The 23148-nt window shown below is 72.2% G+C and carries 24 protein-coding genes and 1 tRNA gene; 11 read left to right on the forward strand and 14 right to left on the reverse strand.

The window, feature by feature from the left end:
- Position 1: 1 nt before the first annotated feature.
- Both ACZ51D_RS09030 and ACZ51D_RS09035 read right to left on the reverse strand, forming a co-directional pair.
- The gene (locus ACZ51D_RS09030; protein ID WP_360497858.1) at positions 2-763 is read right to left on the reverse strand and encodes an SDR family oxidoreductase; all 762 of its coding nucleotides are present in this window, start codon (positions 761-763) and stop codon (positions 2-4) included.
- Between the two features lie 10 nt (positions 764-773).
- The gene (locus ACZ51D_RS09035) at positions 774-2012 is read right to left on the reverse strand and encodes a DNA glycosylase AlkZ-like family protein (protein ID WP_465661721.1); all 1239 of its coding nucleotides are present in this window, start codon (positions 2010-2012) and stop codon (positions 774-776) included.
- A gap of 137 nt (positions 2013-2149) precedes the next feature.
- Here ACZ51D_RS09035 and ACZ51D_RS09040 point away from each other — a divergent pair, with 137 nt between their 5' ends.
- Positions 2150-2920 carry a nucleotidyltransferase domain-containing protein gene (locus ACZ51D_RS09040; protein WP_465615745.1) on the forward strand — a complete coding sequence of 257 codons (771 nt, stop codon included), beginning with the start codon at positions 2150-2152 and terminating at the stop codon, positions 2918-2920.
- A 46-nt stretch (positions 2921-2966) separates the two neighbouring features.
- Positions 2967-3039, forward strand: a tRNA-Lys gene (locus ACZ51D_RS09045).
- 159 nt (positions 3040-3198) lie between these two features.
- Here the strand turns inward: ACZ51D_RS09045 and ACZ51D_RS09050 are convergent.
- Both ACZ51D_RS09050 and ACZ51D_RS09055 read right to left on the reverse strand, forming a co-directional pair.
- Positions 3199-4707: an MFS transporter gene (locus tag ACZ51D_RS09050; RefSeq protein ID WP_465661723.1), complete on the reverse strand. Its 1509-nt coding sequence runs from the start codon at positions 4705-4707 to the stop codon at positions 3199-3201.
- Between the two features lie 88 nt (positions 4708-4795).
- The gene (locus ACZ51D_RS09055) at positions 4796-5371 is read right to left on the reverse strand and encodes a TetR/AcrR family transcriptional regulator (protein WP_465615749.1); all 576 of its coding nucleotides are present in this window, start codon (positions 5369-5371) and stop codon (positions 4796-4798) included.
- Positions 5372-5637: 266 nt separating this feature from the next.
- Between ACZ51D_RS09055 and ACZ51D_RS09060 the strand changes: the two genes are divergently transcribed.
- A complete protein-coding gene (locus ACZ51D_RS09060) occupies positions 5638-7644 on the forward strand; it encodes a carbamoyltransferase C-terminal domain-containing protein (RefSeq protein WP_465661725.1) in 2007 nt (668 codons plus the stop codon).
- Between the two features lie 107 nt (positions 7645-7751).
- Here the strand turns inward: ACZ51D_RS09060 and ACZ51D_RS09065 are convergent, their stop codons facing one another.
- From ACZ51D_RS09065 to ACZ51D_RS09075, 3 genes are read right to left on the reverse strand one after another with little or no spacing between them, the layout of a single operon-like run.
- Positions 7752-7937, reverse strand: coding sequence for a hypothetical protein (locus ACZ51D_RS09065; RefSeq protein WP_030245889.1), 186 nt, complete (start codon positions 7935-7937; stop codon positions 7752-7754).
- 24 nt (positions 7938-7961) lie between these two features.
- On the reverse strand, positions 7962-8840 hold the full coding sequence (locus tag ACZ51D_RS09070) for a class I SAM-dependent methyltransferase (protein ID WP_465615753.1): 879 nt from the start codon (positions 8838-8840) through the stop codon (positions 7962-7964).
- Positions 8837-10120 (reverse strand): cytochrome P450, encoded by a 1284-nt coding sequence (locus tag ACZ51D_RS09075; protein ID WP_465661726.1) that lies wholly within the window; start codon positions 10118-10120, stop codon positions 8837-8839. Before ACZ51D_RS09075 ends, ACZ51D_RS09070 begins: the two co-directional genes overlap by 4 nt.
- A 353-nt stretch (positions 10121-10473) precedes the next feature.
- Between ACZ51D_RS09075 and ACZ51D_RS09080 the strand changes: the two genes are divergently transcribed.
- The 7 genes from ACZ51D_RS09080 to ACZ51D_RS09110 all read left to right on the forward strand — a co-directional run bounded on the left by ACZ51D_RS09080 (position 10474) and on the right by ACZ51D_RS09110 (position 17003).
- Positions 10474-10842, forward strand: a complete 369-nt coding sequence (locus ACZ51D_RS09080) for a hypothetical protein (RefSeq protein WP_360497842.1) — start codon at positions 10474-10476, stop codon at positions 10840-10842.
- A 93-nt stretch (positions 10843-10935) separates the two neighbouring features.
- Positions 10936-11952, forward strand: a complete 1017-nt coding sequence (locus ACZ51D_RS09085; protein WP_360497840.1) for an ABC transporter ATP-binding protein — start codon at positions 10936-10938, stop codon at positions 11950-11952.
- Positions 11949-12818: an ABC transporter permease gene (locus ACZ51D_RS09090; RefSeq protein ID WP_360497838.1), complete on the forward strand. Its 870-nt coding sequence runs from the start codon at positions 11949-11951 to the stop codon at positions 12816-12818. Before ACZ51D_RS09085 ends, ACZ51D_RS09090 begins: the two co-directional genes overlap by 4 nt.
- Before the next feature lie 43 nt (positions 12819-12861).
- Positions 12862-14055 carry a cytochrome P450 gene (locus tag ACZ51D_RS09095; protein ID WP_465615758.1) on the forward strand — a complete coding sequence of 398 codons (1194 nt, stop codon included), beginning with the start codon at positions 12862-12864 and terminating at the stop codon, positions 14053-14055.
- Positions 14052-15281: a flavin monoamine oxidase family protein gene (locus tag ACZ51D_RS09100; RefSeq protein WP_465615760.1), complete on the forward strand. Its 1230-nt coding sequence runs from the start codon at positions 14052-14054 to the stop codon at positions 15279-15281. Before ACZ51D_RS09095 ends, ACZ51D_RS09100 begins: the two co-directional genes overlap by 4 nt.
- A gap of 5 nt (positions 15282-15286) precedes the next feature.
- Positions 15287-16231, forward strand: a complete 945-nt coding sequence (locus tag ACZ51D_RS09105) for a Rieske 2Fe-2S domain-containing protein (RefSeq protein WP_465615762.1) — start codon at positions 15287-15289, stop codon at positions 16229-16231.
- Complete coding sequence (locus ACZ51D_RS09110) at positions 16224-17003, forward strand: alpha/beta fold hydrolase (protein WP_465615764.1); 780 nt, start codon at positions 16224-16226, stop codon at positions 17001-17003. The genes ACZ51D_RS09105 and ACZ51D_RS09110 overlap by 8 nt, the downstream gene beginning before the upstream one ends.
- 63 nt (positions 17004-17066) lie before the next feature.
- Here ACZ51D_RS09110 and ACZ51D_RS09115 read toward each other — a convergent pair whose 3' ends face one another.
- From ACZ51D_RS09115 to ACZ51D_RS09140, 6 genes are all read right to left on the reverse strand, one after another.
- On the reverse strand, positions 17067-17783 hold the full coding sequence (locus ACZ51D_RS09115; protein ID WP_360497828.1) for a G1 family glutamic endopeptidase: 717 nt from the start codon (positions 17781-17783) through the stop codon (positions 17067-17069).
- 429 nt (positions 17784-18212) lie between these two features.
- Positions 18213-18683: a hypothetical protein gene (locus tag ACZ51D_RS09120; RefSeq protein ID WP_465615766.1), complete on the reverse strand. Its 471-nt coding sequence runs from the start codon at positions 18681-18683 to the stop codon at positions 18213-18215.
- A 59-nt stretch (positions 18684-18742) separates the two neighbouring features.
- The gene (locus ACZ51D_RS09125; protein ID WP_465615768.1) at positions 18743-20446 is read right to left on the reverse strand and encodes an alpha/beta hydrolase; all 1704 of its coding nucleotides are present in this window, start codon (positions 20444-20446) and stop codon (positions 18743-18745) included.
- A gap of 3 nt (positions 20447-20449) precedes the next feature.
- The gene (locus ACZ51D_RS09130) at positions 20450-20851 is read right to left on the reverse strand and encodes a hypothetical protein (RefSeq protein ID WP_465615770.1); all 402 of its coding nucleotides are present in this window, start codon (positions 20849-20851) and stop codon (positions 20450-20452) included.
- A gap of 232 nt (positions 20852-21083) precedes the next feature.
- Positions 21084-21269, reverse strand: a complete 186-nt coding sequence (locus ACZ51D_RS09135) for a DUF397 domain-containing protein (RefSeq protein ID WP_360505936.1) — start codon at positions 21267-21269, stop codon at positions 21084-21086.
- 2 nt (positions 21270-21271) lie between these two features.
- Positions 21272-22144, reverse strand: a complete 873-nt coding sequence (locus ACZ51D_RS09140) for a helix-turn-helix domain-containing protein (protein WP_465615773.1) — start codon at positions 22142-22144, stop codon at positions 21272-21274.
- A gap of 131 nt (positions 22145-22275) precedes the next feature.
- Between ACZ51D_RS09140 and ACZ51D_RS09145 the strand changes: the two genes are divergently transcribed.
- Positions 22276-22725, forward strand: a complete 450-nt coding sequence (locus ACZ51D_RS09145; RefSeq protein WP_465615775.1) for an ATP-binding protein — start codon at positions 22276-22278, stop codon at positions 22723-22725.
- On the opposite strand, the gene ACZ51D_RS09150 is transcribed toward ACZ51D_RS09145, so the two are convergent.
- Positions 22612-23145, reverse strand: coding sequence for a YciI family protein (locus tag ACZ51D_RS09150; RefSeq protein ID WP_465661728.1), 534 nt, complete (start codon positions 23143-23145; stop codon positions 22612-22614). The genes ACZ51D_RS09145 and ACZ51D_RS09150 overlap by 114 nt on opposite strands.
- Between the last annotated feature and the right edge of the window lie 3 nt (positions 23146-23148).

Genomic DNA, 23148 nt, shown 5'->3' on the forward strand with positions numbered 1-23148 from the left:
GTCAGCGGCCGCCCGAGACCTCCAGGAAGGCCCCCGTGGTGTACGAGGCGGCCGGGGAGAGCAGGAAGAGGATCGCCTCGGCGACCTCCTCCGGCTGCCCGCCGCGCCGCATCGGCAGGTTCGGGGCGACCCGGTCGACCCGCCCGGGCTCGCCGCCGAGCGCGTGGATGTCGGTGTGGATCAGCCCGGGCCGCACCGCGTTGACCCGGATCCCCTCGGCGGCGACCTCCAGCGCGAGGCCGCGGGTCATCGAGTCCACCGCGCCCTTGGCGGCCGCGTAGTCGACGTACTCGTTTGGCGAGCCGATCCGGGAGGCGGCCGAGGAGACGTTGACGATGGCGCCACCGCGCCCGCCGTACCGGGTGGACATCCGACGGACGGCCTGGGCCGCGCACAGGAACGGGCCGGTGATGTTGGAGGCCCAGATCCGGTTCAGCCGGTCCTCGTCGATCTCCTCCAGCCGGCACTGCTTCTCCAGTGTGCCCGCGTTGTTCACCAGGCCGGTGAGCGGCCCGAGTTCGGCGTCCACGGTGGCGAACAGCCGCTCCACCTCGGCGGTCCGGCTGACGTCGGCGCGGACGGCGAGGGCGGTGCCGCCCTCGGCCCGGACGGCGTCCACCACGGCGGCCGCCGAGGCCTCGTCCGTACGGTAGTTGACGCAGACCCGGTAGCCGCGGCGGGCGGCCAGCAGGGCGGTGGCGGCGCCGATGCCGCGGCCGGCGCCGGTGACGAGCAGGACGCCGTCGGTGGTGGTGGTCGACATGATCCGTACGCTACCCGGCCGTTGGGCGGGCCACGCCCGCCGCGCCCGCCGCCGCCCGCAGCGCCGCGATCTTCGGCGCCCGGCTCTTCGGCGAGTCGAGGCTGAAACCCCGGGCGTCGCCGAGCTCCTCGCGGACGAACGCCTCGGTGCGCGCCACCGCCTCGCGCAGGGCGTCGTCGAGCGGGACGAAGGGCAGCAGGACGATCTCGGCCCGCTCGGTGTCGTACTCCCAGAGCCCGACGATCCGGCCGCGGTCGAGCACGACGTGGGTCTGCGGGTCGGCCTCGGTGCCGAAGGCGCGGCCGGCCCGGCCGGCGGGCAGCGGGCGGGCGGCGTCGGCGGGGTCGAGCAGTCGGGACAGCTCGCGGTGCAGCAGGTGGATGCCGTCGATGCCGGCCAGCAGGGTGTAGTGCGGTGTGCGGGGTGCCCTGAACTCGGCGAACTCCTCGGCGAGTTCGGGTGGCAACAGGAGCTCCGAGCCGGGTGTGAGCGGCACCACGCCCGCCTCGGCGACGGCCCGGCGGGCGGTGGCGGCGGTGAAGCCGGAGAACCAGCGGAAGTGCTTGAGGGTGGCCGGGCCTGCCCAGGCGAAGTAGCGGCGGGCGAGGTCGACGGCGTCCCCCGCGACCGGCTGGTCCCAGCCGACGTAGCCGTAACGCTGCTGGTCCAGACGGCCGTTGACGGGCACCCGGCGGAGCCGGCCGCGCGACTGCATCAGCCCGAGGGCGAGCGGCAGGGTGGTGGCGACGCCGCGCTTCCGGCCCGCGTCGCCGAGCGGGCGGACCGCGTCGCCGACCGACTCCCGGATCGTGGTCGGGTCCAGCGGCTCGTCCGGGGACACGACGCGCTCGATGGCCAGGCAGAGCTTCTCCACCTCGTCCCGGCCGACCCCCAGGTGCTTCTCCGCCGCGACCAGTTCACCCGCCGGCGCGGCCGCGCCGGCGGCCAGGCCGAGCGCGAAGTCGGCGGCCGGCAGCACGTACGTACAGCCCCGCGCGGCCGGTAGCTCGTGCACCTCGAGCCGGGCCACCGCCGCGTCCACCGCCGCCCGGCGGATCCCGGCCCGGGCGAACAGGCCCAGGTACGGCGCCGCGCCGCCCACCGAGCGGGCCCAGCCGGTGGCGGCCAGCACCTCGGCGGCGGACGCGCCGCTGTGCGGGCGGTCCAGCCACTGCCGGTGCGACCACCAGGCCCGCAGCTTCTCGACGCCGACGGCTGCCACCGCTTCCACGTGGGGATCGTGCTCCATGCGGCCAGTATCGGCGGCCGGGCGGGCCCCGGACCGGAATTCGCTCGCCCGGCGCGGCCTGTTCCGGAGAAGATGCCCCGTACCTGTCCGCAGCCTGTCCGCAGCCCGTCCGTACGCCTCCCGGGAGGAGACCGCCCGTGCCCGCAGCCCTGTCCCCAGCGGAGACTCCGGGCACCGTCCTGCTCTCCGGCATCGTCGGCTCCACCGCGTACGGCTTCGCCCACGCCGGCTCCGACCTCGACCGGCTGGGCCTGTTCGCCACCCCCACCGAGGAGTTGCACGGCCTGCACCGCCCGGCCGAGTCGCACGTCAGCACCCGGCCCGACCTCACCCTGCACGAGGCCGCCAAGTGGTGCCGGCTCGCGCTGACCTGCAACCCGACCGCATCCGAACTCGTCTGGCTGCCGGACCATCTGTACGAGACCCGCACTCCGCTCGGCGAGGAGCTGATCGGCATCCGGGCGGCCTTCCTCAGCGCCCCCGCCGTGCGGAAGGCCTACCTCGGGTACGCCGACCAGCAGTTCCGCAAGCTGCTGACCCGCGACACCACCGACCCGGCCACCCGCCGCCGGGCCGCCAAGCACGCCCGGCACCTGGTCCGGCTGGTCGAGCAGGCCGTCCGCCTGCACGAAACCGGCCACAACCTGATCCGGCTGCCCGACCCGGAACGGATCCGCGACCTCGGCGAACGCATCGCCGACCGCCCCGCCGTCGCCGAATCCCTGCTGGCCGACGCCGCCGACCGGCTGGCCGGTCCCGGCGTCCTCCCGGCCGCTCCCGACCCCCGCCCCGCCGAGGCCTGGCTCCGCCGCGTCCGCGCCGCCCACTACACCCCGCCTCAAGGGCCGCTGCACACCCCCGGCGCGCCCGCGCAATCCACTGGCGGAGCCCGGGGCCCCACCGGGTAGGATCGCCCTGGCCCTCCCACCAGGCACCACCGGGACCAAGGGCCGCGGGGTACTAGCTCAATTGGCAGAGCTGCGGACTTTTAATCCGTAGGTTCAGGGTTCGAGCCCCTGGTGCCCCACCCGATCGAATGCTGTCCGACCTGGGCGTTCTCCCCTGAGGGGAGGACGCCCTTCGTCGTCTTCGGGGCCGGGGAGGGGCCCGGCCGGGGCGGGCGGGTCGGGCCCGGGTGGAGGCTCAACTGCGGTGTGCCCAAGGGGCCTTTGGCGCCGGAGGTCGCTCAGTTCGCCCGAGCGGGTGCCGGGCCGGCGGTGCGGGCGGGAGAGGCTTCGGCGGGGGCGGGGGCGGGGGCGGTGGTGGCGCGGGAGAGGCGGAGGGTGAGGGCGATCATGGCGAGGACGGCGGCGAGGGCGAGCCAGGTGGCGGCTGCCGCGGCGGTGGCGTGGGTGTGGTGGTCGAGGACGGCGAAGTAGGTGCCGCCCAGGACGGCGACGCCGGTGACGGCGGCGAACTGCTGGGTGGTGGAGAGGGTGCCGGCGGCGGTGCCGGCGCGCTGGGGGGTGATGCCGGCCATCGGGGCGCCGATCAGGGAGGGCAGGACGAGGCCGTTGCCGATGCCCATCAGGCCCATGGTGGTCAGCAGCCAGGGGAGGGCATGCCGTTCGCCGTCGGTCTGCAGGGCGAGGGCGGTGAGCAGCAGGCTCAGGGCGGTGATCAGTCCGCCGACGACGGGGACGCGGAGCCCGTACCGGGGGATCAGGGGCTTGCCGGTCAGCGAGGAGACCATGGCGAGGGCGGCCATGGGGGTGAAGACCAGGCCGGAGCGGAGCGGGCTGTAGCCGAAGCCGGTCTGCACGGTGAGGCTGATGACGAAGACGAAGCCGGCGAAGAAGGCCATGAAGGCGGCGTTGACGGCCAGTCCGGTCCGGAAGACCCGGCCGCGGAACAGCGCCGGGTCGAGCAGCGGCTGTCCGCCGCGGGCGGCGAGGCGGCTCTCCCGGCGCAGGGCGGCCAGGAAGGCGGGGACGGCGGCGGCGAGCATCGCCCAGGCCCACAGCGGCCAGCCGGCCTCCCGGCCGAGGACGAGCGGGACGAGGGCCAGGGCCAGCGAGCCGGAGACGGCGAGCACGCCGATGCCGTCGAGGGCGGGGCGGCGGCCGGTGGTGGTGCGGGGCAGGACGGCGGCGGCGACGGCGAGGACGATCAGGCCGACCGGCAGGTTGACGAGGAAGACGGCGCGCCAGCCGAGGCCGAAGAGGTCGCCGTCGAGCAGGACGCCGCCCAGCAACTGGCCGCAGACGCCGCTGAGTCCGCCGGTGACGCCGAACCAGGCCAGAGCGCGGGGCCGGCCCTCGGCGGGGAGGGCGGTGGTGATCAGGGCGAGCACCTGGGGCACCATGGCGGCGGCGGTGAGGCCCTGGAGCAGGCGGGCGAGCACCAGATGGGTGGGGGACTGGGCCAGTCCGCACAGCACGGAGGCCAGGGTGAAGGCGGCCATCCCGGTAAGGAACATCCGCCGGTGGCCGAGGATGTCGCCGAGCCGTCCGCCGAGGACGAGTCCGGTGGCGTAGCTGAACACGTAGCCGGCGACGACGAGTTCCAGCATGGCCTGGCCGGTGCCGAGGTCGGCGCGGATGGCGGGCAGGGCGACGTTCACGACGTTGCCGTCGAAGCCGTACATGAAGAAGGCCGCCAGGATGACGGGCAGGAGGGGTGGGCGGAGCCGCTGGAGCGGGCTGGACGGACGGGGCGGGCGAGACTGATGGGTCGGGCGGGGCTGGACGGACATCGGGTCAGGCCTCCGGTGAGGGCTGTTATTGGCTGAAGTGCCAAAAACTTGGGCAGGAAAAGCGCCGGGGGTGGCCCGGCGGAGAAACTCAGGCGCGCAGGTCGTCGACGACGGCGTCGACGGTCGCGTGCAGCGATTCGGGCTCGAAGCCGGCCTTGGCCTGCAGCAGTAGGCCGTGGAAGGCGGCCATCACCTGCCGGGCGAGCTGCTGCGGGGTGCGGTCCGCGCGGATCTCGCCGCGGACCCGGCCCGCCTCGACCGCCGTCGTCAGCGCGGACTCCAGCGGGATGAAGGCCTGTCGGGCCAGGTGTGCCAACTCCGGCTCGGGCCCGGCCAGTTCGGTCACGGTGTTGACGGCCAGGCAGCCGCGGTGGTCGGCCGTCGTGCGGTCCACCCCGGTGCGCAGCAGCCGCCGGATGCGCTCCAGTGGCGGCTGGTCGTCGGCCATGGCGTTCGCGCCGGCGGCGCCCTGCTCCCGGTAGCGGCGCAGTGCCAGTTCGAACAGCTGCCGCTTGCCGCCGAAGGCGTTGTACAGGCTGCCGCGCAGCATGCCGGTGCTCTCGGCCAGGTCGTCGGTCGAGGTCGCGGTGTACCCCTTGGTCCAGAAGGTGTTCATGGCCGCGTCGATCGCGGCCTCGGTGTCGAACTTCCTCGGGCGTGCCATGGGAGGATGATGGCAGTTCTTGGCTGCTCTGTCAAAAACTCCGTCAGACGGGCCGCCGGCCCCGCTGCGCATGCGTATGCGGGCGGCCGGGACGTGCGTAAACGGGGATTTCAGTATGTACCGGGCGTCCGCACGCATGGTCGAATGACCGGGTAGTCGCTGGTGCCGGGGGCGGGCGGCCGGCCCTGGGCGGGGTGCGGGAAATCCCCTCGCGAACGGGCCGGAATTACCTCCTCCTGGGCAGACCGAGGAAAAAAGAGGTAACCGTGGCCGAGTATTTCCTTTCCGCCTATCTCACGCCGCCGGGGCCGGGTGCGGTCTTCTCGGTGCGGCACGACCAGAATGTCGCGCTGTGGCGCCGGGACGGCGCCGACGTCGAACTGGTGCGGGTGTGGGAACTGGAGCGGGTCAGCGGGCAGAAGCACCACTTCTGGCCGCTGTACACCGAGGGCCGGGCCGAGGCCTTCCTGTCGGCCCTGCTGGCCGAGGAGGGGCTGACCCTCGACGACGTGACGGCGACCTGGGGCACGCCGGGGCTGCCGAAGGCGCAGCCGGTGCCCAAGCCGGCCGGGTCGGAGGAGTTCCCGCTGCACAGCCTGGCGCACCTGTTCAGCGGGGTGCTGCGGGACGTCCCGCTGTTCCGTGACGGCCAGATCATCGGTCTGGCGATCGACGCACTGCCCGACTACGCGCAGGAGAGCCGCCCGAACACCTACTGGTACGCCGGCTGCGTGGTGAAGCAGGGGCGGATCACCTTCGAGCCGGTGGAGTCTCCCGGCCCGCTGTACACCGCCGCCGAGACGGTGTTCGGCCTGGAGCCCGGCTCGCTGATGGCCCTGGCCTCGGCCTCGACCGCGGCGATCGAGTACGACGCCGAGGCGGCCATCGCGGAAGTCACCTTCTTCGGCGGCGCCGCGACCCAGCCCTGGAAGGCCGCGCACGACCTGGTGCGCGCCGTGGTGGCCGCCGCCGACGAGCAACTGGCCGGCGTCGAGCTCGACGACACGCTCAGCCGCGAGGACCACCTGCGCAGCGCGGTGATGAAGGTCATCCAGCGCTGCTGCGAGGGCGTCGCGATCCGCAACGTGGAACGGCTGCTGGAGGTCGGCGGCATCCGCGCCGAGGACACCCACCTGTCGACCAGCGGCGGCTACGCGCTCAACTGCCCCACCAACACGCTGCTGATGGACCGGTTCGGCTTCAAGGGCCTGGTCACCCCGCCGTGCGCCAACGACTCCGGCCAGGGCATCGGCCTCGGCCTGCTCGGCCTGTACGGGGCCGGCGCGCTGGCGGAAGCCGGACTGCGGATCGTCTCGCCGTACTACGGCCGGGACGTGCTGGACGTCGAGGAGGCGCTGGCCGAGTTCGCGCCGTGGATCGCCTCGGTGACGGACTTCGAGGCCGAGCGGTTCGTCGCCGACGTCTCGGACGGCGTGATCGCCTGGGTGGACGGCCGGGCCGAGCTCGGGCCGCGCGCGCTGGGCCACCGCAGCCTGATCGGGGACCCGCGCTCGCACAAGGTCAAGGACCTGCTGAACACGTACAAGCGGCGCCAGTGGTGGCGCCCGGTCGCGCCGATGGTGATGGCCGAGTACGCGGGCGAGTGGTTCGCCTCGGACCGCGAGTCGCCGTACATGCTGGAGGCCGTCCAGGTCCGGCCGGAGGTGCGGGACCTGGTGCCCGCGATCGTCCACCTGGACGGCTCGGCCCGGCACCAGACCGTCACCGCCGAGTCCAACCCGCGGCTGCACCGGGCGCTGGACGCGTTCCGGGCCGCGACCGGGGTGCCGATCCTGTGCAACACCTCGCTCAACGACAAGGCCGAGGCCGTCGTCGACCAGGCCGGGGAGGCGCTCAACTTCTGCGTCCGCAAGGGCGTCGCGGTGCTGTACCTGTGCGGGCGGCGGGTCGAGCTGCGGGCCGAGCCGGTGCCGGCCGCGGCCGCGCCGACCGAGCCGCGGCAGCGCGCCCTGGAGTACTTCGCCGGGCAGGAGGCGGACCGCGACGCGCTGTGGCAGGGCTGGCTGGACGCCGGGTACACCGTCGAGGGCATGTACCACCTGTCGCGCAGCCACCAGCTGCGTGCCGAGCAGGAGCTGTCCACGCCGGAGCGGGTCAACCTGCTGGCCGCGTACCGCGCGAAGGTCGACCCGTCGTTCCGCGGGCTGGTCGACAACTTCCGCCGCACGCACGGGCCGGGCGGCTCCTTCGTCGACCCGTCCACGCTGACCGGGGCGTTCGGGGTGATCAACCCGCTGCGCCGGTCGCGTTAGGCGGACGCGGAGTAGGCCGTACCGGAAACGGGTCGGGGGGTAAGGCTTTTGAAGCCTTACCCCCCGACCCGTTGTTGCTGCTAAGCGACCGGGCGTCGACACCACCGTCAGTAGCGCGGCTTCCGGGTCAGCGCCAGACCGCCCAGCAGGAAGGCGACGCCGAGCACGCCGGCGACGACCGCGTCGGTGGTCTGGGCGGGCTTGTGGCTGGCGTCCATCACGGCGGTGATCAGGCCGGCCACGGCGCTGATGTAGCAGAAGATGGTGATGAAGATCTTGACCTTGGGGTGCACGGGTTTCCTTTCAGTGCTGCTCTGTCAGTGCTGCTCTCGGACGGTTTCCTGCGGTCCGCGGCCCGCGGGTGCGGTCGCGGCGGCGGTGAGGCCGAGCAGCATCACCCAGGCGTCGGGGTCCGACCGGAAGCGGTTCCAGCGGTCGGCGGCGAGGGCGAGTTCGGCCAGGGAGAGGACGCCCCGGGCCACCAGCGGTTCCAGCCGCTGCGGGCCGAGCTGGGGGGCGAAGGCGTCGGTGGGGTGGTCGTCGTTGGTGGTGGCGAAGGGGCGCAGCACGACCTCGTCGAAGCCGGCCGCGTGCAGCAGCCGGGGCAGCCGTCGGCCGATCGACCGGTCGCCGCCGTCGGCGCGCTGGGCGGCGGCCATCTTGGCGTGCACGCCGGCGAGTTCGGGGTACGAGGGCTCGGCGGCGCCCCACAGCGCGGAGTCGACCTCGGTGCAGGCGACCCGCCCGCCGGGCTTCAGCACCCGGCGGACCTCGGCCAGGACGGCGGCCGGGTCGGGAACGTGCTGGAGGACGTAGCGGAGCAGGACGAAGTCGATGCTCGCGTCCGGCAGCGGCAGGTCGGCGCCGTCGGCGACCAGCAGGGTGACGCCGGGGCCGGCCGCGTGGGCGAGCAGCCCGCCGTCGATGTCGGCGGCGATCAGGGCGGTGCCGGCGGGCAGCGCGGCGCGCAGCCGTCGGGTCACCGCGCCCGGGCCGGCGCCGAGTTCGAGGACGGTGCCGCCGCCCAGGCCGAGTTCGCGCAGGATGCGCAGCTCCTCGGGGAAGGAGAGCGCGGCCTGCGCCTCCAGCCGGTCGAGTTCGGCGGTCAGGCCGCCGCCGGTGGTGCGGGCCGGGTCGTAGGAGCCGCCGACGGGACGGTCCTCGGCCGGGCGGTCAAGGGCAGGGGCGGTGGTCATCGGGGCCTCGCGATCATCGTCATGCCGTGCTTGGGGCGGAGGGTGACCAGGGCCTCGGGTTCCACCGGGAAGCCCTCGACCAGTTCCAGCCGGACCGACTGCAGCAGGGTGGCGAGCACCAGGACCGCCTCCAGCATCGCGAAGTGCTGTCCGACGCAGATCCGGTCGCCGCCGCCGAACGGCAGGTAGAGGTGGCTGGGGAGGGTGGCGCCGTCGAAGCGGTCGGGGCGGTACGCGTCCGGCGCGTCCCAGTAGTCGGGGTGGCGGTGCAGCACCCACTGGCTGACGCACACCAGGGTGCCGGGCTCGACGCGGTACCCGCCGACGGTGTCCTCCTCCACCGCCCGCCGGGAGATCAGCCAGACCGGCGGGTAGAGCCGCATCGCCTCCTGGATCGCCCGGCGGCAGGCCGGGAGGTCCTGGAGGTCGGCGGCGGTCGGCGGGCGGCCGCCGAGGACCCGGTCGACCTCCTCGCGGACCTTGGCCAGCTCCTCGGGGTGACGGTCGAGCAGGTAGAGCGTCCAGGTCAGGGACTTGGCGGTGGTCTCGTGGCCGGCCATCACGATGGTCAGCACCTGGTCGCGCAGGTCCTCGTCGGAGACCAGGTGGTCGGTGGACATCATGGTGTCCAGCAGGTTGCCGCCCCCGCCGCCGCCGTTGCCGCCCGCGCGGCGGGAGGCGATCAGGGTGCGGGTGACGGTGTTGAGGAAGACCCGGGCCCGGCCGAAGTCGGCGAACCGGCGCGCGGTGTCGGCCGGGTCGGGGTCGGGGTCCGGTACGTAGTGGCCGATGCAGCGGTTGACGGCGTCGACCGCGCGGCCGAAGCCCTCGCCGATGCCGTCGATGTCGGCGCCGAGGATGGCGTGGGTGAGGATGCCCAGGGTGAGCGCGGTGAACTGCTCGTCCACCTCCACCGGGGCGCCGGACTCCAGCGCCGGGCGCCAGCGCTCCAGCATGCCGGTGGTGGCGTCGGTGACGATCGTGTCGAAGGTGCGCACGGCGCTGGGGCGGAAGGCCGGGGCGGTCAGGTGCCGCTGCCGGGCCCAGTCGGCGCCGTTGCTGGTGAGCAGCCCGTTGCCGAGCAGCGGGCGCAGCATGGCGTCGTCCGGGGTGCCTTCCTTGGTGTAGTTGGCGCCGTTGTCCTTGAGCACGTGCTTGGCGTACTCGGGCCGGTTGAGCAGGTAGACGGTGTCGCCGTCCGCACGGTGGCGGGTGATGTCGCCGTAGCGGCGGGCCAGGTCGGTGATGAAGTCGAGCGGCGACTCCCTCATCAGTGCCATGTCGATGTCGTCGGCAGGGCCTGGCGGGACGGTGTGCGTAGGCACGGTGCGGACCACCCCCGTGATTTCCTCTCGATGCTTACCCGGGACTCCGGAATACGTACGTGACTCCGGAATGCGTACGCGGAAATTCCACGTACGTATTCGGATACGTATTCCGATGCGTATTCTGATACGTATTCATGGGCGCGTGACGGCTGAAATCTACCGCACCTGCCGCACGTGCTCAATACTTAGTCCGGGCACCGGAAATGAGGTCTTGGCGGCCGATTGCGGCCGTGTCATTCTTCATTTGCAGGCAGCGCCGGGAAGCGCCGCCGGCACCACCGGAAACCGAGAAAAGGAAAAGTCACATGGCTTTGGACCAGAGGAAGCGGGCCGAGTTCGTCAACGGCTACACCCGTGCCCTGATCAGCGCCTGGTCGAGCGAGGAGTACGCGGCCCGCCTGCGTACCGACGCCCGCGCCGCCCTCGCCGAGGCCGGCCTGGAGCTCCCGGCCGACGCCGAGATCGTCATCGTCCAGACTGCCGCCGAGGGCGAGCAGGAGGGCAACCTCGAGGTGCAGGTGGAGCTCTTCGAGATCGGTCTGGCGACCGGTCGCTACGAGTTCCACATCCCCGAGACCCCGCAGATCGACACCGCCGAGCTGAGCGAGGGCGACCTGTCGGACATCGCGGCCGGCGGCAACTCCTGCTGCTGCCCGTGCTGCTGCTGCACCTGATCCAGCCGGGAAACCCGCCCGCCGGGCAGAGCGCCCGGCCGGTCGACCCGAGTACCGGGTCGGCCTGAACACCCCACAGAGGAGCGATCCACAGTGGCGACTGCCGTCGGGGAACACCCCGTCTCAGTCCGCGGCCTGCGCAAGAGTTACGGCGACTGGCACGCGGTCCAGGGTCTGGATCTGGACATCCACCAGGGTGAGGTCTTCGCCCTGCTCGGGCCGAACGGCGCGGGCAAGACGACGACCGTCGAAATCCTGGAGGGCGTCCGCCAGCGAACCGGCGGTGACGTGCGGGTCCTCGGCTGCGACCCAGCCGAGGACCGGCGCGAGTGGCGCGCCAGGATCGGGGTGGTCCCGCAGACCACCGGCGCCTACTCGGACCTGACCGTGCGCGAGGTGGTCGAACACTTCGCCGCGTTCTACCCGAACCCGCTGCCGGTCGGCCAGGTCATCGACATGGTCGGACTCGGCAAGCACGAGAAGAAGCAGAGCACGGACCTCTCCGGAGGCCAGGCCCGCCGGCTCGACGTCGCGGTGGGCATCGTCGGCGACCCGGACCTGATCTTCCTCGACGAACCCACCACCGGGTTGGACCCGGTGGCTCGCCGAGAGGCCTGGGACCTGGTCCGCTACTTCTCCGAGCGCGGTCGCACCACCGTGCTCACCACGCACTACCTGGACGAGGCCGAGGCGCTGGCCCAGCGCGCCGCGGTGATCGTCGCCGGCCGAGTGGTCCAGTACGGGCCGCTGGCCGAGTTCGGCGGCCGTACGCAGACTCCGACCACGGTCTCCTTCCGGATTCCGCCGGAGCTGGCCGGCCGCACGCTGCCGCCGCTGCCACCCGGGGCCGAACCGGCCCCGGTGGGCGTGGACAACGTGCTCAGGATCGCCACGCACGCCCCGACCGCGCTGCTCGCGGCGCTGGTCCCCTGGGCGCACCAGGCGGGCGTCGGCGAGCTGCCCGAGCTGCGGGTGCACCGGCCCACCCTGGAGGACGTCTACCTGGACCTGATCCGGGAGCACGCCGACGGCACCGACCGCGGTGCCGACACCAGCCAGAGCATCACCCACGGCACGAGCCACGGCACCCCCGAGGCGGGCAAGCGATGACCCTCACCCAACCGACCGCGACCGCCCGGGCCCGCAAGGCCGACGAGGCGCCCCGGAGCGCCGCCCGGCCGCCCGGCATCTGGCGGGCCGGCGCGGCCCGCTCCAAGGTGGAACTGCGGGCGTTCTTCCGCAACAAGCAGTCGCTGGTCTTCACGCTGATGTTCCCGGTGATCCTGCTGGTCGTCTTCGGCTCGATCTTCTCGGGCAAGGTGGCCGGCACCGACACCGACGTCAAGCTGGTGTTCATGGCCGGCATCATCGCCGCCGGCGTGATGAGCACCGCCTTCTCCGGCCTCGCGATCAACATCGCGATCGAGCGCGACACCGGCACGGTCCGGCGGCTCGCGATGACCCCGATGCCCAAGTCCGCCTACTTCGTTGGCAAGCTGGTCCGGGTCATCGTCACCACCGCGCTGGAGACGGTGCTGCTGATCGGCATCGCGCTGGCCCTGTTCGGGCTGCCGCTGCCCAGCACCCCGGAACGCTGGTTCACCCTCGGCTGGGACCTCGCGCTCGGCACCGTCGCCTGCGCGATGGCCGGCGCCGCGTACTCGGCGCTGATCCCCAACAGCCGGTCGGCCGCGGCGATCGTCACCCCCGTCTTCATGGTGCTGCAGTTCATCTCCGGCGTGTTCTTCCCGTTCGGCCAACTGCCCGCCTGGATGCAGACCGTGGCCGCGTTCTTCCCGGTCAAGTGGATGGCCCAGGGCTTCCGCTCGGTCTTCCTGCCGGACTCCTTCACCGTCGTGGAACCCGCCGGGAACTGGGAACTGGGGCACATCGCGATGGTCCTGGTGGCCTGGTCGCTGGCCGGCCTGGTACTGACCGCCTTCTCCTTCCGCTGGCGCGGACCCCGGGTCCGCTGAGACCCCCTGGGAGCCGGACCATGACGACCGCTCGGAGCCGGACATGACGACGGCGCCGGTGCGCCTGCCGGAGCACCTGATCCACCCGTTCGCCCCGGCCGGGCGGGCGAACCCGCACCCGGCGTACCGGTGGCTCAGGGCCAACGACCCGGTGCACTACGACGCCGCGTCCCGGCTCTGGCTCGTCACCGCGCACGCCGACTGCGCGACCGTACTGCGCGACCCGCGCTTCTCGGCCGCGCAGGGCCAGCGCGAACGCGCCCGCGACGACGCCCTGCCGCCGTCCATGCTCACCACCGACCCGCCCGACCACCACCGGCTCCGGGCCCCGGGGGCGCTGCTCCTGGGGCCGGCCGCCGTCCGCCCGCTCGGCGTCCACCTCGCCGCCGACGTGGACGCACTGCTCGACACCCTTCCCGTCGACCGGCCGGTGGACGCCGTCGCCGACCTCGGACGGCCGCTCGCCACCGCCGTCTACGCCCGCCTCTTCGGCCTGCCCGCCACCGAGCTGAAGCGCTTCGAGGCGCTCGCCCGGGCCGCCTCGGTCAACCTCGACCCGATGGTGCCGCCCGCCCGCGCCGCCCTAGGCCGCAGCGCCGCCGGCGCGCTCACCCACTACCTCGACAAGCACACCGCCCGGATCACCGTCTCCGGGGCCGAGGTGCCGCTCGCCGCGCTCGCCGCCGACGACCGGCTCAGCCGCGCCGAGATGCTCGGCATCCTCAACCTGGCCGTCATCGGCGGCTGGCAGCCGCTCGCCGAGTCCATCGGCAACGCCCTGCACCTGCTGCTGCCCGACCGCTCGGCGGTCGCCCGGCTCGCGGAAGCCGGCGAGGACGCCGGCCGCCTCGCCGTCGACGAACTGCTGCGGCTGGAGGCGCCGATCCCGTTCACCGCCCGGGTCACCACCGACCGGGTCGAACTCGACGGCGGCGTGCTCCCGCCTGGCGCCCGGGTGCTCGCGGTGCTCACCGCCGCCAACCGCGACCCGGACGTCTTCGCCGACCCCGACGAACTGCGCCTGGACCGCAACCCCAACCCCCACCTCGGCTTCGGCGGCGGCCCGCACTTCTGCCTCGCCGCCCCGCTGGTCCGCCAGACCATGGCCCTGCTGCTGCCCCGCCTGGTCCGCCGCTACCCGGCCCTGCGCGGCCCGGCCGGCGCCCCGGACTGGGACCAGTGCCTGGTGCCGCGCCGCCTGCGGGCGCTGCCGATCGACCTCGGAGGCGAGCTGTGAGCACGTACGACGTCATCGTGGTGGGCGCCGGCGCCTCCGGCCTGAACTGCGCCCGCCTGCTGCGCCAGGAGGGCCTGGGCGTCGTGGTGCTCGAGGCCCGGGAGCGGCTCGGCGGCCGGATCCACACCCACCACCCCGCCGACGGCGGCCCGCCGCTGGAACTCGGCGCCCAGGTGGTGCACGGGGAGCACAACCCGGTGCACGAACTGGTCGGCCCGGGCGCCACCACCGCCGTACCGCGCCGGGTCACCGCCCGGATCGTCGAGGACGGCGCCAACCGGGAGATGGGCGCACTGAGCTTCGGCCGGCGCGCGCCCTGGCAGCTGGAAGCCATGCTGCAGCGCGCGCCCGGCATCACCGGCCTGTCCGTCGGCACCTGGCTGCGCGCGCAGGGCAGCACCGGCCCGGAGGCCGCGGCCGCCACCGAGTGGTTCCGGCAGAACTGGGCCGCCGACCCCGACGAGCTGAGCGCCGCCGCCGTCGCCGACGCGCACCGCCGGGACGGCGTCGGCGAGGGCGAGTTCGCCGTCGAGGGCGGCTTCGCCCGGCTGCCCGAGCGGCTGGCCGAGGGCCTGGACGTCCGGCTCGGCGAACCCGTCCGGGAGCTGATGTACGGACCAGGGCGGGTCACCGTCCGGACCGACACGGGCACGGCCACCGCCCGCGCCGTCGTGCTCACCGCCCCGCCCGCCGTCCTCGCCGCCGGCGCGATCGCCGGACTGCCCGCGCGCAAGCTGGCGGACGCCGCCCGACTGCCCGCCGGGGACGGCTGCTGCGCCGTGGTGACACTGGACCGGCCCGCACCCGACACGATGATCGTCTTCGACGTGGACGGCCGTACCGGCTTCGTCCGCTGCACCGCCGGCCGCCCTGAGGCACTGGTGGTCGCCAAGGCCGGAGCCGCCGCCGACCTGCGCGCGGCCGCCGCCGACCGTACGGCGCTCGCCGCCCTGCTCGCCACCGCACTGCCCTGGACCTCCGACGCCACCGTCCTCGGCCTCACCGTCGCCGACTGGGGCCGGGACCCGTACGCCGGCGGCGCGTTCACCGCGCCCCGCGCCGGACTGGAAGGAGCCGCCCGGGAGTGGGCGGAGCCGGTGGACGGCACGCTGTTCTTCGCCGGCGAGGCGACCGTCGCGGGCGAACGGCTGCCCTGGGTGCACGGCGCCCTGGCGAGCGGGGAGCGGGCCGCCGAACAAGTCCTCAAGGCAATTCGACGAACGTGAGTCCGATGACCGTGCACCACGGCTGGTACCTGCTGGCCTTCCGATCCGAACTGGCCGACGAGATCACCCCGTTGGCGATCGGCCCGCGCCGCCTGATCGCCGTCCGCGAGGGCGGCCGGCGGATCCGCGTCCTGGACGCCAACTGCCCGCACCGCGGCGCCCACCTGGGCTACGGCGGACGGCGCGAGGGCGACTGCCTGGTCTGCCCGTTCCACGGCAAGCGGATCGCCCTCGGCGACCCGTCCAGGCACTGGTCCGTCGCCGAGCACCGGGTGCTGGAGTGGGGCGACGCGCTGTTCGTCCGGCTCTCCGACGACCCGGACGGCGACCGCGGCTTCGAGCAGGCGCTGAAGGACTGGGAGGACGACTACCCGCTGGTCGCGGCCGTCAGCCTGCCGGTCGCGGTGTCCTCCGAGTACGTGGTCGAGAACGCCTTCGACCCCGACCACTTCAAGGCCGTCCACGGCGTCCCCGGCACCCGCGGCATGACCACCCGCGCCGGCGACAACGGCGAGCTGGTCATCGAGGGCGAGTTCCTGATGCAGGCCTCGCCCTGGCAGGACGCCCGCAAGCTGGAGGAGATCCGCTGGGAGGCGGTCCGCACCGGCCGCGTCCGCTGGGACTTCAAACCGCGCTTCCACGCCCAGGCGTTCAGCCCGAACATCGTGGTCACCGAGTTCGGCCCGCTCGAGGAACGGCAGGTGATCGTCACCGGCTCGGTGCCCACCGAGGACGGCGGCTGCGTCGCCCGGGTCGCCATCGGCGTGCGCGGGAACCAGCGGGCCGCGCTGCCGGCCCTGCTCGGCGGCAGCGAGAAGGCGCTCGCCGAGGACAAGGTGGTCTGGGAGCACCTGGACCACACGATGACCCCGCGCTACGACGCCCGGGACGAGCCGGTGCTCGCCTTCCGGGCCTTCTGCGCCGACTTCTCCGGAGGCACCGGTGCCTGAGGCCCCGTACCTGCACCTGCGCCGTCAGGGCGAGGGCCCGGCCGTGCTGTGGATCCACGGCTACACCATGGACTCCACCACCTGGCAGCCACTGTGGGACCGCCTCCCCGGCTGGACCCACATCGGCGTCGACCTGCCCGGCCACGGCGGCTCCGCCCCGCTCCCCCCGGGGCTGACGCTCACCGCCCTGGCCGGGCAGCTGGCCGAGGTCGCGAAGGAGACCGGCGCCCGCAGGCTCGTCGGCCTCTCCTTCGGCTCCATGTCGGCCATCCAACTCGCCTTTCAGGACGCCGGTTTGCTCGACCGCCTGGTCCTCGCCGCCCCCACCCTGGCCGGCACCCCCAACGAGGACTCGGCCCGGGTCCGCTACCGGCAGCTCGCCATGCTCTACCGCTTCGCCGGCCCCGGCGAACAGCTGGCCGACCTCTGGATGCAGTCCCCGCCCGACATCTTCACCGGCACCCGGCGCCACCCCGAACTCCGCGCCGCCCTGCGTGAGGTCATCGCCCGCCACAGCTGGGCCGAACTGGGCAACCGGGCGATGGACGCCCTCACCGCCCACCGGCACACGGCGGACGACCTGCGCCGGATCACCGCACGGACCCTGGTCGTGCTCGGCGACGAGGACATGCCCGCGTTCGTCCGCAACGCCGAGCTGCTGCGCGACACCGTGCCGGACTGCCGGCTGTCGTCGCTGAAGGAGACCGGCCACCTCCCGCTCCTGGAGCGCCCCGACGTCTGCGCCCCGCTGATCGCCGCGCACCTCGCCTGAACGTCGTACGAGTGCGGCCCGCTCCCTGCGCGCAGGGAACGGGCCGTTTCGACGTCGGTGCGGCTACTGGTGCAGGTACGTCTCGGTGAAGCTGGTGCCGCTGGAACCGAGCCCACCGGTGCGGGCCTCGTAGGTGCCGTTCGAGCTGGGGTCGAGGGCGACCGGGCCCGAGGAACCGAGGGACTTGCCGTTGACGGTCGCCGAGGTGAAGCTCAGGGTGCCGAAGTTGGGGTAGGAGCCGGTCGGCGACTCGATGATGACCTCAGCGCTGGTCCGCTGCGCGGTGAGGGACTTGGTGGTGCTGTAGGTCCAGCCCCGCGAGGAGTCGGTCAGCTTGAGGGTGTACCTGTTGCTCCCGGCGTACGTCACCGAGGCGGTGATGGAGTCACCGGCCGACACCGGGTACGAGCTGAGGCTCAGGTAGACCGGGTTCGCCGGGTACATCTCGTACCAGGCCTGGTTGACGGGGCTGCCGCTGGAGCAGTCGGTCGCCACCCCGGTCTGCTCGACGGTGGAGGAGCCGTACCCGTCGATGCCGACCCAGGGGGCGTAGAGGTCGTTGGTGGAGTTGCACGTCGCGTGCGGCTCGGTCCAGGTCGCCGAGACCGAGGTGAAGCCGCTGCCGGTGGCGGCGTAGCCGCCCCAGTTGTAGCCGTTGGTGTTGTAGCTCAGCGGGCGGAACGACACCGCCTGCGCGGCCGCCGCCGTGGCCGGCACGGCGGGGGCGGCGAGGACGGCGGCCGCCGCGAGGGTGGCGACGCGTATCAGGGACGTGCGCATGCTGGCTCCTTCGTGGGGGAACAGGCAGGAGGCTCACACGCCGGCACGAGCCGTGGGGGTGGCCGTGACGCGGCGGCAGTCCAGAGTTGCCGACCTGTCATGAGCCCAGCAAGAGGTGCGGCGCGAAGATTGATGAAGGAATTGCCATGCCGAGTACAGCACTTGGCGTTGCACGGCGGTATCTCATGTTCCGGATGCCCGCACGCGTACGGCCGATCGGTCCTCGATGCGGAGCTGCCGGCCGCGGGGCCAATGCGGCCGCGAACGTCGCCGAGCAGCACACGTCAGCGTGGTGGTGCTGCGGGAGATGTGCGGTGGGGGGGGGGGCCCGGGGGGGGGGGGGGGCCGGGGGGGGGGGGGGGGGGGGGGGGGGGGGGGGGGGGGGCCCCCCCGGGGGGGGCGGGGGGGCCCCACGGAGAGGGAGCCGGATCAGGCAGGTGGGGTGCCGTTGGGCCAGACGCAGGGCGAGCTGACGTCCAGCTGGAAGACGCGGCTCCCGTCGGCCGCTCCGTCCAGGACGGCGACGAAGTCGTCCTTGGGGTTCTTCATCTTCACCCAGCCGAGATGGGTGTCGGCCTCGACCTGTTGGAAGCCCCGCCCGGTGAGGTAGGTGCGGAAGGCGTCCGCCGCTTGTGTCCTGTCGGGCAGTGGGAGGTCCTCGAAGGTGGCGGACCGCCAAGTCTGCTTCCGGCCGTGCGGACCAACGTTGTTGAGGTCGCACTCCAGATCGCGGAATGGCGCCGGACTCGACACCGGTTTGATGGGCAGATTCGCCAGAATGTCTGTCTGGTAGCTGTCGATCAGTTTCTTCGCCTGGTCTTGCGTCATCGTGGGCTTTGACCGTTCCTTCGCCGTCTCCACCCCACAGGCGTTCAGGCCCAGCGTCGTGATCACCAGCACGGCTGTGACTGCGAACCTCTTGGCCAGTGACGGTGCTGTGGAAGCATGAATCCTGGTGCTCATGAGATCGGCTTTCCCGCGATGGCCTTTCCCATCGCGATGAGGGAGGCGCTGTTGTTGTCCCAGTACCCGCTGTGATCCGTTCCCGGGCTGGTGGGGATTGTCTGCGCGCCGAACTGGGGGACGCTCGGGTCGCGCCCGAAGGCTACGTGATGGTCGGGATTGTCGTTGTATCCAAGGTCAGCGCCGACGTTGTTGACGATGTTGCTCACCGCGTTGTCCGCGTTCTCCGGAATCGCAAACTTGATGGCGTCCTTGTCGCCCTGTGCCACGAAGACGTGGGACGGGTCGACGCCCAGATCACGGGCGTGTTCGACGCCGGCGCCCGGGCTGGCGATCAGGACGACGTTGTCGACCGGCAGCCCCTTGTCACGCAGGGTGTAGCCCACGGTGGTGGTGCCGAAGCTGTGGCCGAGGATGGTGTTGTTCGACGGTTTTCCTTCATGGGTGGCGCGGAGCCCGGTCTCGAAGCTGTGCAGGTCGTTCTCTGCGGCCTTTGCGAAGAGGTCAACTGCGGCTTCGGGGACGATCGACTGTGGCGCGGTGTAGCCGACCCAGGTGATCGACGACGTCGTTTTGGAGTTATTGGTGGCCGCGTTCGCCGAGGCGACCATCAGGTCCGAGCGCTCGATGTCGCCGGCGAGACTGCCGCCGACGCGGGCTCCAGTGCCGGGGACGTAGGTCGAGACGTTGTCGGCGGTGTCCGGGTTGTTGACCGCGATGATGGCACGGCCCGTGCCCTTGGTGTCGAAGCCGAGCAGGAACGCGGGCGGGTTATCGGCGTCGACGGGCTTGTTGATCCGCTCCTCGATGGCCTTGACGCCATCCATCTTGTCCTTGAGGGCGTCGTGCTTGCGCTTCCACTCGTCGTAGTCAGGATTCTTGACGGGTTGGCCGTTGACGGTCGCCAGGGTTTTCACCGGCTCGGGGCCGAGGTCGTTGATCTGGCGCTGGAGGTCCTCCTTGCCGCGCTGCAGGTTGATCCGGTTGGCCTGGCTACGGGCGACGGCGGGGACGCCGTCGAGGCCGCCGACCTTGTCAGGCGCGGTGACGATCATCCGCTGGCGCTGCGCGTCGGTGAGGCCGTCCCACCACTTCTTCACGCTGTCCGGGTCGGTGCCGGCGGCGGGGACCTGGCTGAGTGCGTTCGCCGCGGCCTGGTCGTTCTTCGCCGTGGCGGCGTCGAGTCCGGTGCCGTTGGTCGCGTTGGTGGACAGGTGGCCGAGCCGTGCGCTGATGGCCTGGTCGGCGTGATCTGCCTCGGTGAGCGCGTCGGTGATCCGTTTGCTGATCGCCTGGGCGATGCCCTCGGCCTTCTCGCCCGCGTAGTTGGCGGAGTTCGGGTCGTTGTCCCAGGTGATGCGGCCGTCGGGAGCCACGGTCATCTTGTTGTTCTTGGCGTCGTCCAGCGCGCTGATGAGGTGGGACTGCGCTGCCGCGATGCCTTCGGCGGCGTCGGAGAGCGCCTTGCTGATGAGGCCGAGTTCCTGCTTCGCCGCCTGGAGTTCGGTGCCCAGGAACTGGATGCGGGCGTGGGCGTGGCCGGAGGCCGTACCGGTCCAGTGTGAGTTGGTCAGCCGATTGACCACGTCGTGGTCCCAGGACTCGATGTGCTGGCCGAAGGCGGTGAAGAGCGCGTCGTAGGCGTTCTTCGCGACGGTGATGTTGTTGATGTTGGCGTCGTAGAGCGTCTTGATGTCCATCGTCTACTCGGCCGCCTTCGCGCTGTAGGGCTTCACGGGGCCCGGGGCGACGACCGTGCCGAAGGGGTCCGGCTCGTCCGTGGTCGGCGAGTTGGGGTCCTTGAGGCTCGCGTGGATGTTCTTCTCGACCTGGCGGTAGTAGCCGGCCGACGAAGCGAGCTTGGTGCCGACATCCCCCATGTCGCCGCCGAGCTTGTCCAGCAGCGTCTTCCAGTTGGTGCCGCAGTTCTGAATGGCGGCGGCCAGCTGCCAGCCCGTCAGGGTGCCGGCGGCCTGGTTGGACGGTTCGGTGATCTTCGCGGTCTCGCCCGGTATGAGGCCACCGATGTGCTGGGCGCTCTGCCCGCAGCCGTCCAGCTCGGCCGGATTGACCTTGAGCTCCAAGGCCAGATCAGTGTCTGCCATCTGTTCCCCCCCTGCAGTCGGGCCCCGGGGCGCCGCCTGGGGCCGCGTATCCGACAGCGTTCTGCTGTCCGATAGTAATCGGCTGCTACCTGACCGCGATCGGCGGGCCGTGCGTGCCGGTGTTCCCGCACCGTGGGGAAGGCCGTGCCGAGGTGCGCGCCACCCGTACATGCGAGGCGAGTACGCCAACGGCCCGCCGCTCGGGAGCGGCGGGCCGACGGGAGAAGTCCGGTCAGACCTCGGTGGTGGCGGCGAAGGCCACGAACGCCGCCCAGGCGGCCGGCTCGAAGGCCAGCTGGGGGCCGCTCTTGTCCTTGGAGTCACGGACGTGGACGGTGCCGGGGGTCTCGGCGACCTCCACGCAGTTGGCGCCCTCGTTGCCGCTGTGGCTGCTCTTGAACCATGCCATCTCGGACATGCTCACCGCTCTCCCAGGATCTTCTCGATCAAGGCCAAGGACTCCCTCATGTTGAGCGCTTGCCCCCTGAGGGTGCCGTATCGTGCGGCCATCCTACGGACTTCTTCGGGGCCCGTGATGAGTCTATTGACGTGCTGGACCTCAACGTACGCAATCTGTGGACGGCCGGGCGGAGTGAGCAGGGTGAAGGGTCCGCCCATCCCGGCGTGCTCCGTGCTGTCGAGCGGAACCACCTGCATCTCAAGGCCCCTGATCTCCGCGACCTTGAGGATGTGTCGGAGCTGCCCCTCATGTACGTCCCAACCGCCCAGGGGGCGCCGCAGAACGCTCTCGTCGATCACCCAGGTCATCAGCGGCAGCGGCCACCGGGTGAGGATCTCCTGCCGCGCTCGGCGCGCTTCGACCCACTTCTCGATCTGTTCGACTGACAGCCAGGGTCGCCGCATCTCATAGAGCGCCCGGGTGTGCGCTTCGGTCTGAAGCAAGCCTGGGATGTCGAGCGTGCTGTAGTCGTGGATCTCCAGGGCCTTGGCTTCTTCCGTTGTGAAGGCCCTGTTGAACGCCGGGTGCCGCGTGGCCACCCGGATCTTCGCCTTCATCACGTCGTCCGCGACGGCCCTCAGTGCGCCACCGGCGTTGAGGAGGCCGTCGGCCATCATCAGGAACTCGATCCTCGGCGTTCTCACCCCGCGCTCCATCGCGCCGATCAGGTCCTCGCTGTAGCCCGTCAGCTTGGCGAACTGCTTCTGCGTGAGCCCCGCCCGCTCCCGGAAGAGCTTGATCAGCTTCCCCACCGCGCTGTAGAACTCCGCGACCCCGTCGGAGTTCTCCGCCGTCTCGCCGTCGTCGGAGACCGTGCGTTCGACGCCACCCACGGCAATCACCCGCCCTTTCGATCGAATGATCCGGGCCACCCGACAGGCAGACCCTGCGCATCCGCACATGCACTCTCCGTACTCGCCGGATGCATGGTCAGGGTACGTCCGTGCCGTCACGCTTTTCTCCCATGACGACCGAAATCCCGCTCGACAGCCCGCGCAGCCACACCACCACGCTCGCCGCCTCGCCCAAGGGCGCTGCCATCTGCCGGCGCATCGCCAGACGTCAACTCACCCTCTGGGGGCTGAACTCGACGCACATCGAGCCGTTCTACTCGGCTTTGCTGATCGTCGCGGAGCTGGCCGCTAACGCGACTACGCACAGTCGTGTTCCGGGGCGCGGCTTCGAGCTGCACCTCGCGCTCACCACCGCGCGCTGGGGCACCACCCTGCGCATCGAGATCAGCGACCCCAGGGGAGACAGGCTTCCTGTCCTCCCCTCCGACCTCACCCCCACCGCGCAGTCAGGGCGGGGTCTCACCCTCATCGACGCCCTCTGCGACCGCTGGGGCACCATCCCCCGCCACCCCAACTCCAAGACGGTCTGGGCGGAGCTCGACCTCACCGATGTCCCGTGAAGCCCGCCAAAGCAAGGAGGAGTGGGGAGTCGGGCCAGCCCCCATCCCACACCACCCGCCCACCCCCCACGTGGGCCCGCCCGGGCGGGCATCGCCCCGGGCGCCCCCGGGGGGGGGGGGTCGGCGGGCCCAGGTGATGGCTTCCGCCTCGTCGGCGACGTCGATGACCCAGATGCCGCCCAGGTGTTCGTGGCCCTCCCGGTACGGTCCGTCCGAGACCGGGGCTCCGGAGGCGCCGCCCGGCACTACCAGTCGGGCGCTGCAGCTGCGGTGCAGCCCGCCGCCGTACCGGACGGCCACCCCTGCCTCGTGCATGTCGCGGCCGAATCTGGCGTGGGCGGCGTCGAGTTCGGCCTCCTCGGCCTCGGTCAGCCCGTTCCAGACCCGCTCGTCGCCGTGGATGAGCAGGGTGTATTCCATGAT

This window comes from Kitasatospora sp. NPDC033851 (assembly GCF_055576085.1).

Coding starts and splice junctions, on each gene's coding strand:
- ACZ51D_RS09030 (WP_360497858.1), bottom strand. CDS start 763: ATGTCGACCACCACCACCGACGGCGTCCTGCTCGTCACCGGCGCCGGC.
- ACZ51D_RS09035 (WP_465661721.1), bottom strand. CDS start 2,012: ATGGAGCACGATCCCCACGTGGAAGCGGTGGCAGCCGTCGGCGTCGAG.
- ACZ51D_RS09050 (WP_465661723.1), bottom strand. CDS start 4,707: ATGTCCGTCCAGCCCCGCCCGACCCATCAGTCTCGCCCGCCCCGTCCG.
- ACZ51D_RS09055 (WP_465615749.1), bottom strand. CDS start 5,371: ATGGCACGCCCGAGGAAGTTCGACACCGAGGCCGCGATCGACGCGGCC.
- ACZ51D_RS09070 (WP_465615753.1), bottom strand. CDS start 8,840: ATGACCACCGCCCCTGCCCTTGACCGCCCGGCCGAGGACCGTCCCGTC.
- ACZ51D_RS09075 (WP_465661726.1), bottom strand. CDS start 10,120: ATGGCACTGATGAGGGAGTCGCCGCTCGACTTCATCACCGACCTGGCC.
- ACZ51D_RS09080 (WP_360497842.1), top strand. CDS start 10,474: ATGGCTTTGGACCAGAGGAAGCGGGCCGAGTTCGTCAACGGCTACACC.
- ACZ51D_RS09090 (WP_360497838.1), top strand. CDS start 11,949: ATGACCCTCACCCAACCGACCGCGACCGCCCGGGCCCGCAAGGCCGAC.
- ACZ51D_RS09095 (WP_465615758.1), top strand. CDS start 12,862: ATGACGACGGCGCCGGTGCGCCTGCCGGAGCACCTGATCCACCCGTTC.
- ACZ51D_RS09105 (WP_465615762.1), top strand. CDS start 15,287: ATGACCGTGCACCACGGCTGGTACCTGCTGGCCTTCCGATCCGAACTG.
- ACZ51D_RS09115 (WP_360497828.1), bottom strand. CDS start 17,783: ATGCGCACGTCCCTGATACGCGTCGCCACCCTCGCGGCGGCCGCCGTC.
- ACZ51D_RS09125 (WP_465615768.1), bottom strand. CDS start 20,446: ATGGACATCAAGACGCTCTACGACGCCAACATCAACAACATCACCGTC.
- ACZ51D_RS09130 (WP_465615770.1), bottom strand. CDS start 20,851: ATGGCAGACACTGATCTGGCCTTGGAGCTCAAGGTCAATCCGGCCGAG.
- ACZ51D_RS09135 (WP_360505936.1), bottom strand. CDS start 21,269: ATGTCCGAGATGGCATGGTTCAAGAGCAGCCACAGCGGCAACGAGGGC.
- ACZ51D_RS09145 (WP_465615775.1), top strand. CDS start 22,276: ATGACGACCGAAATCCCGCTCGACAGCCCGCGCAGCCACACCACCACG.
- ACZ51D_RS09150 (WP_465661728.1), bottom strand. CDS start 23,145: ATGGAATACACCCTGCTCATCCACGGCGACGAGCGGGTCTGGAACGGG.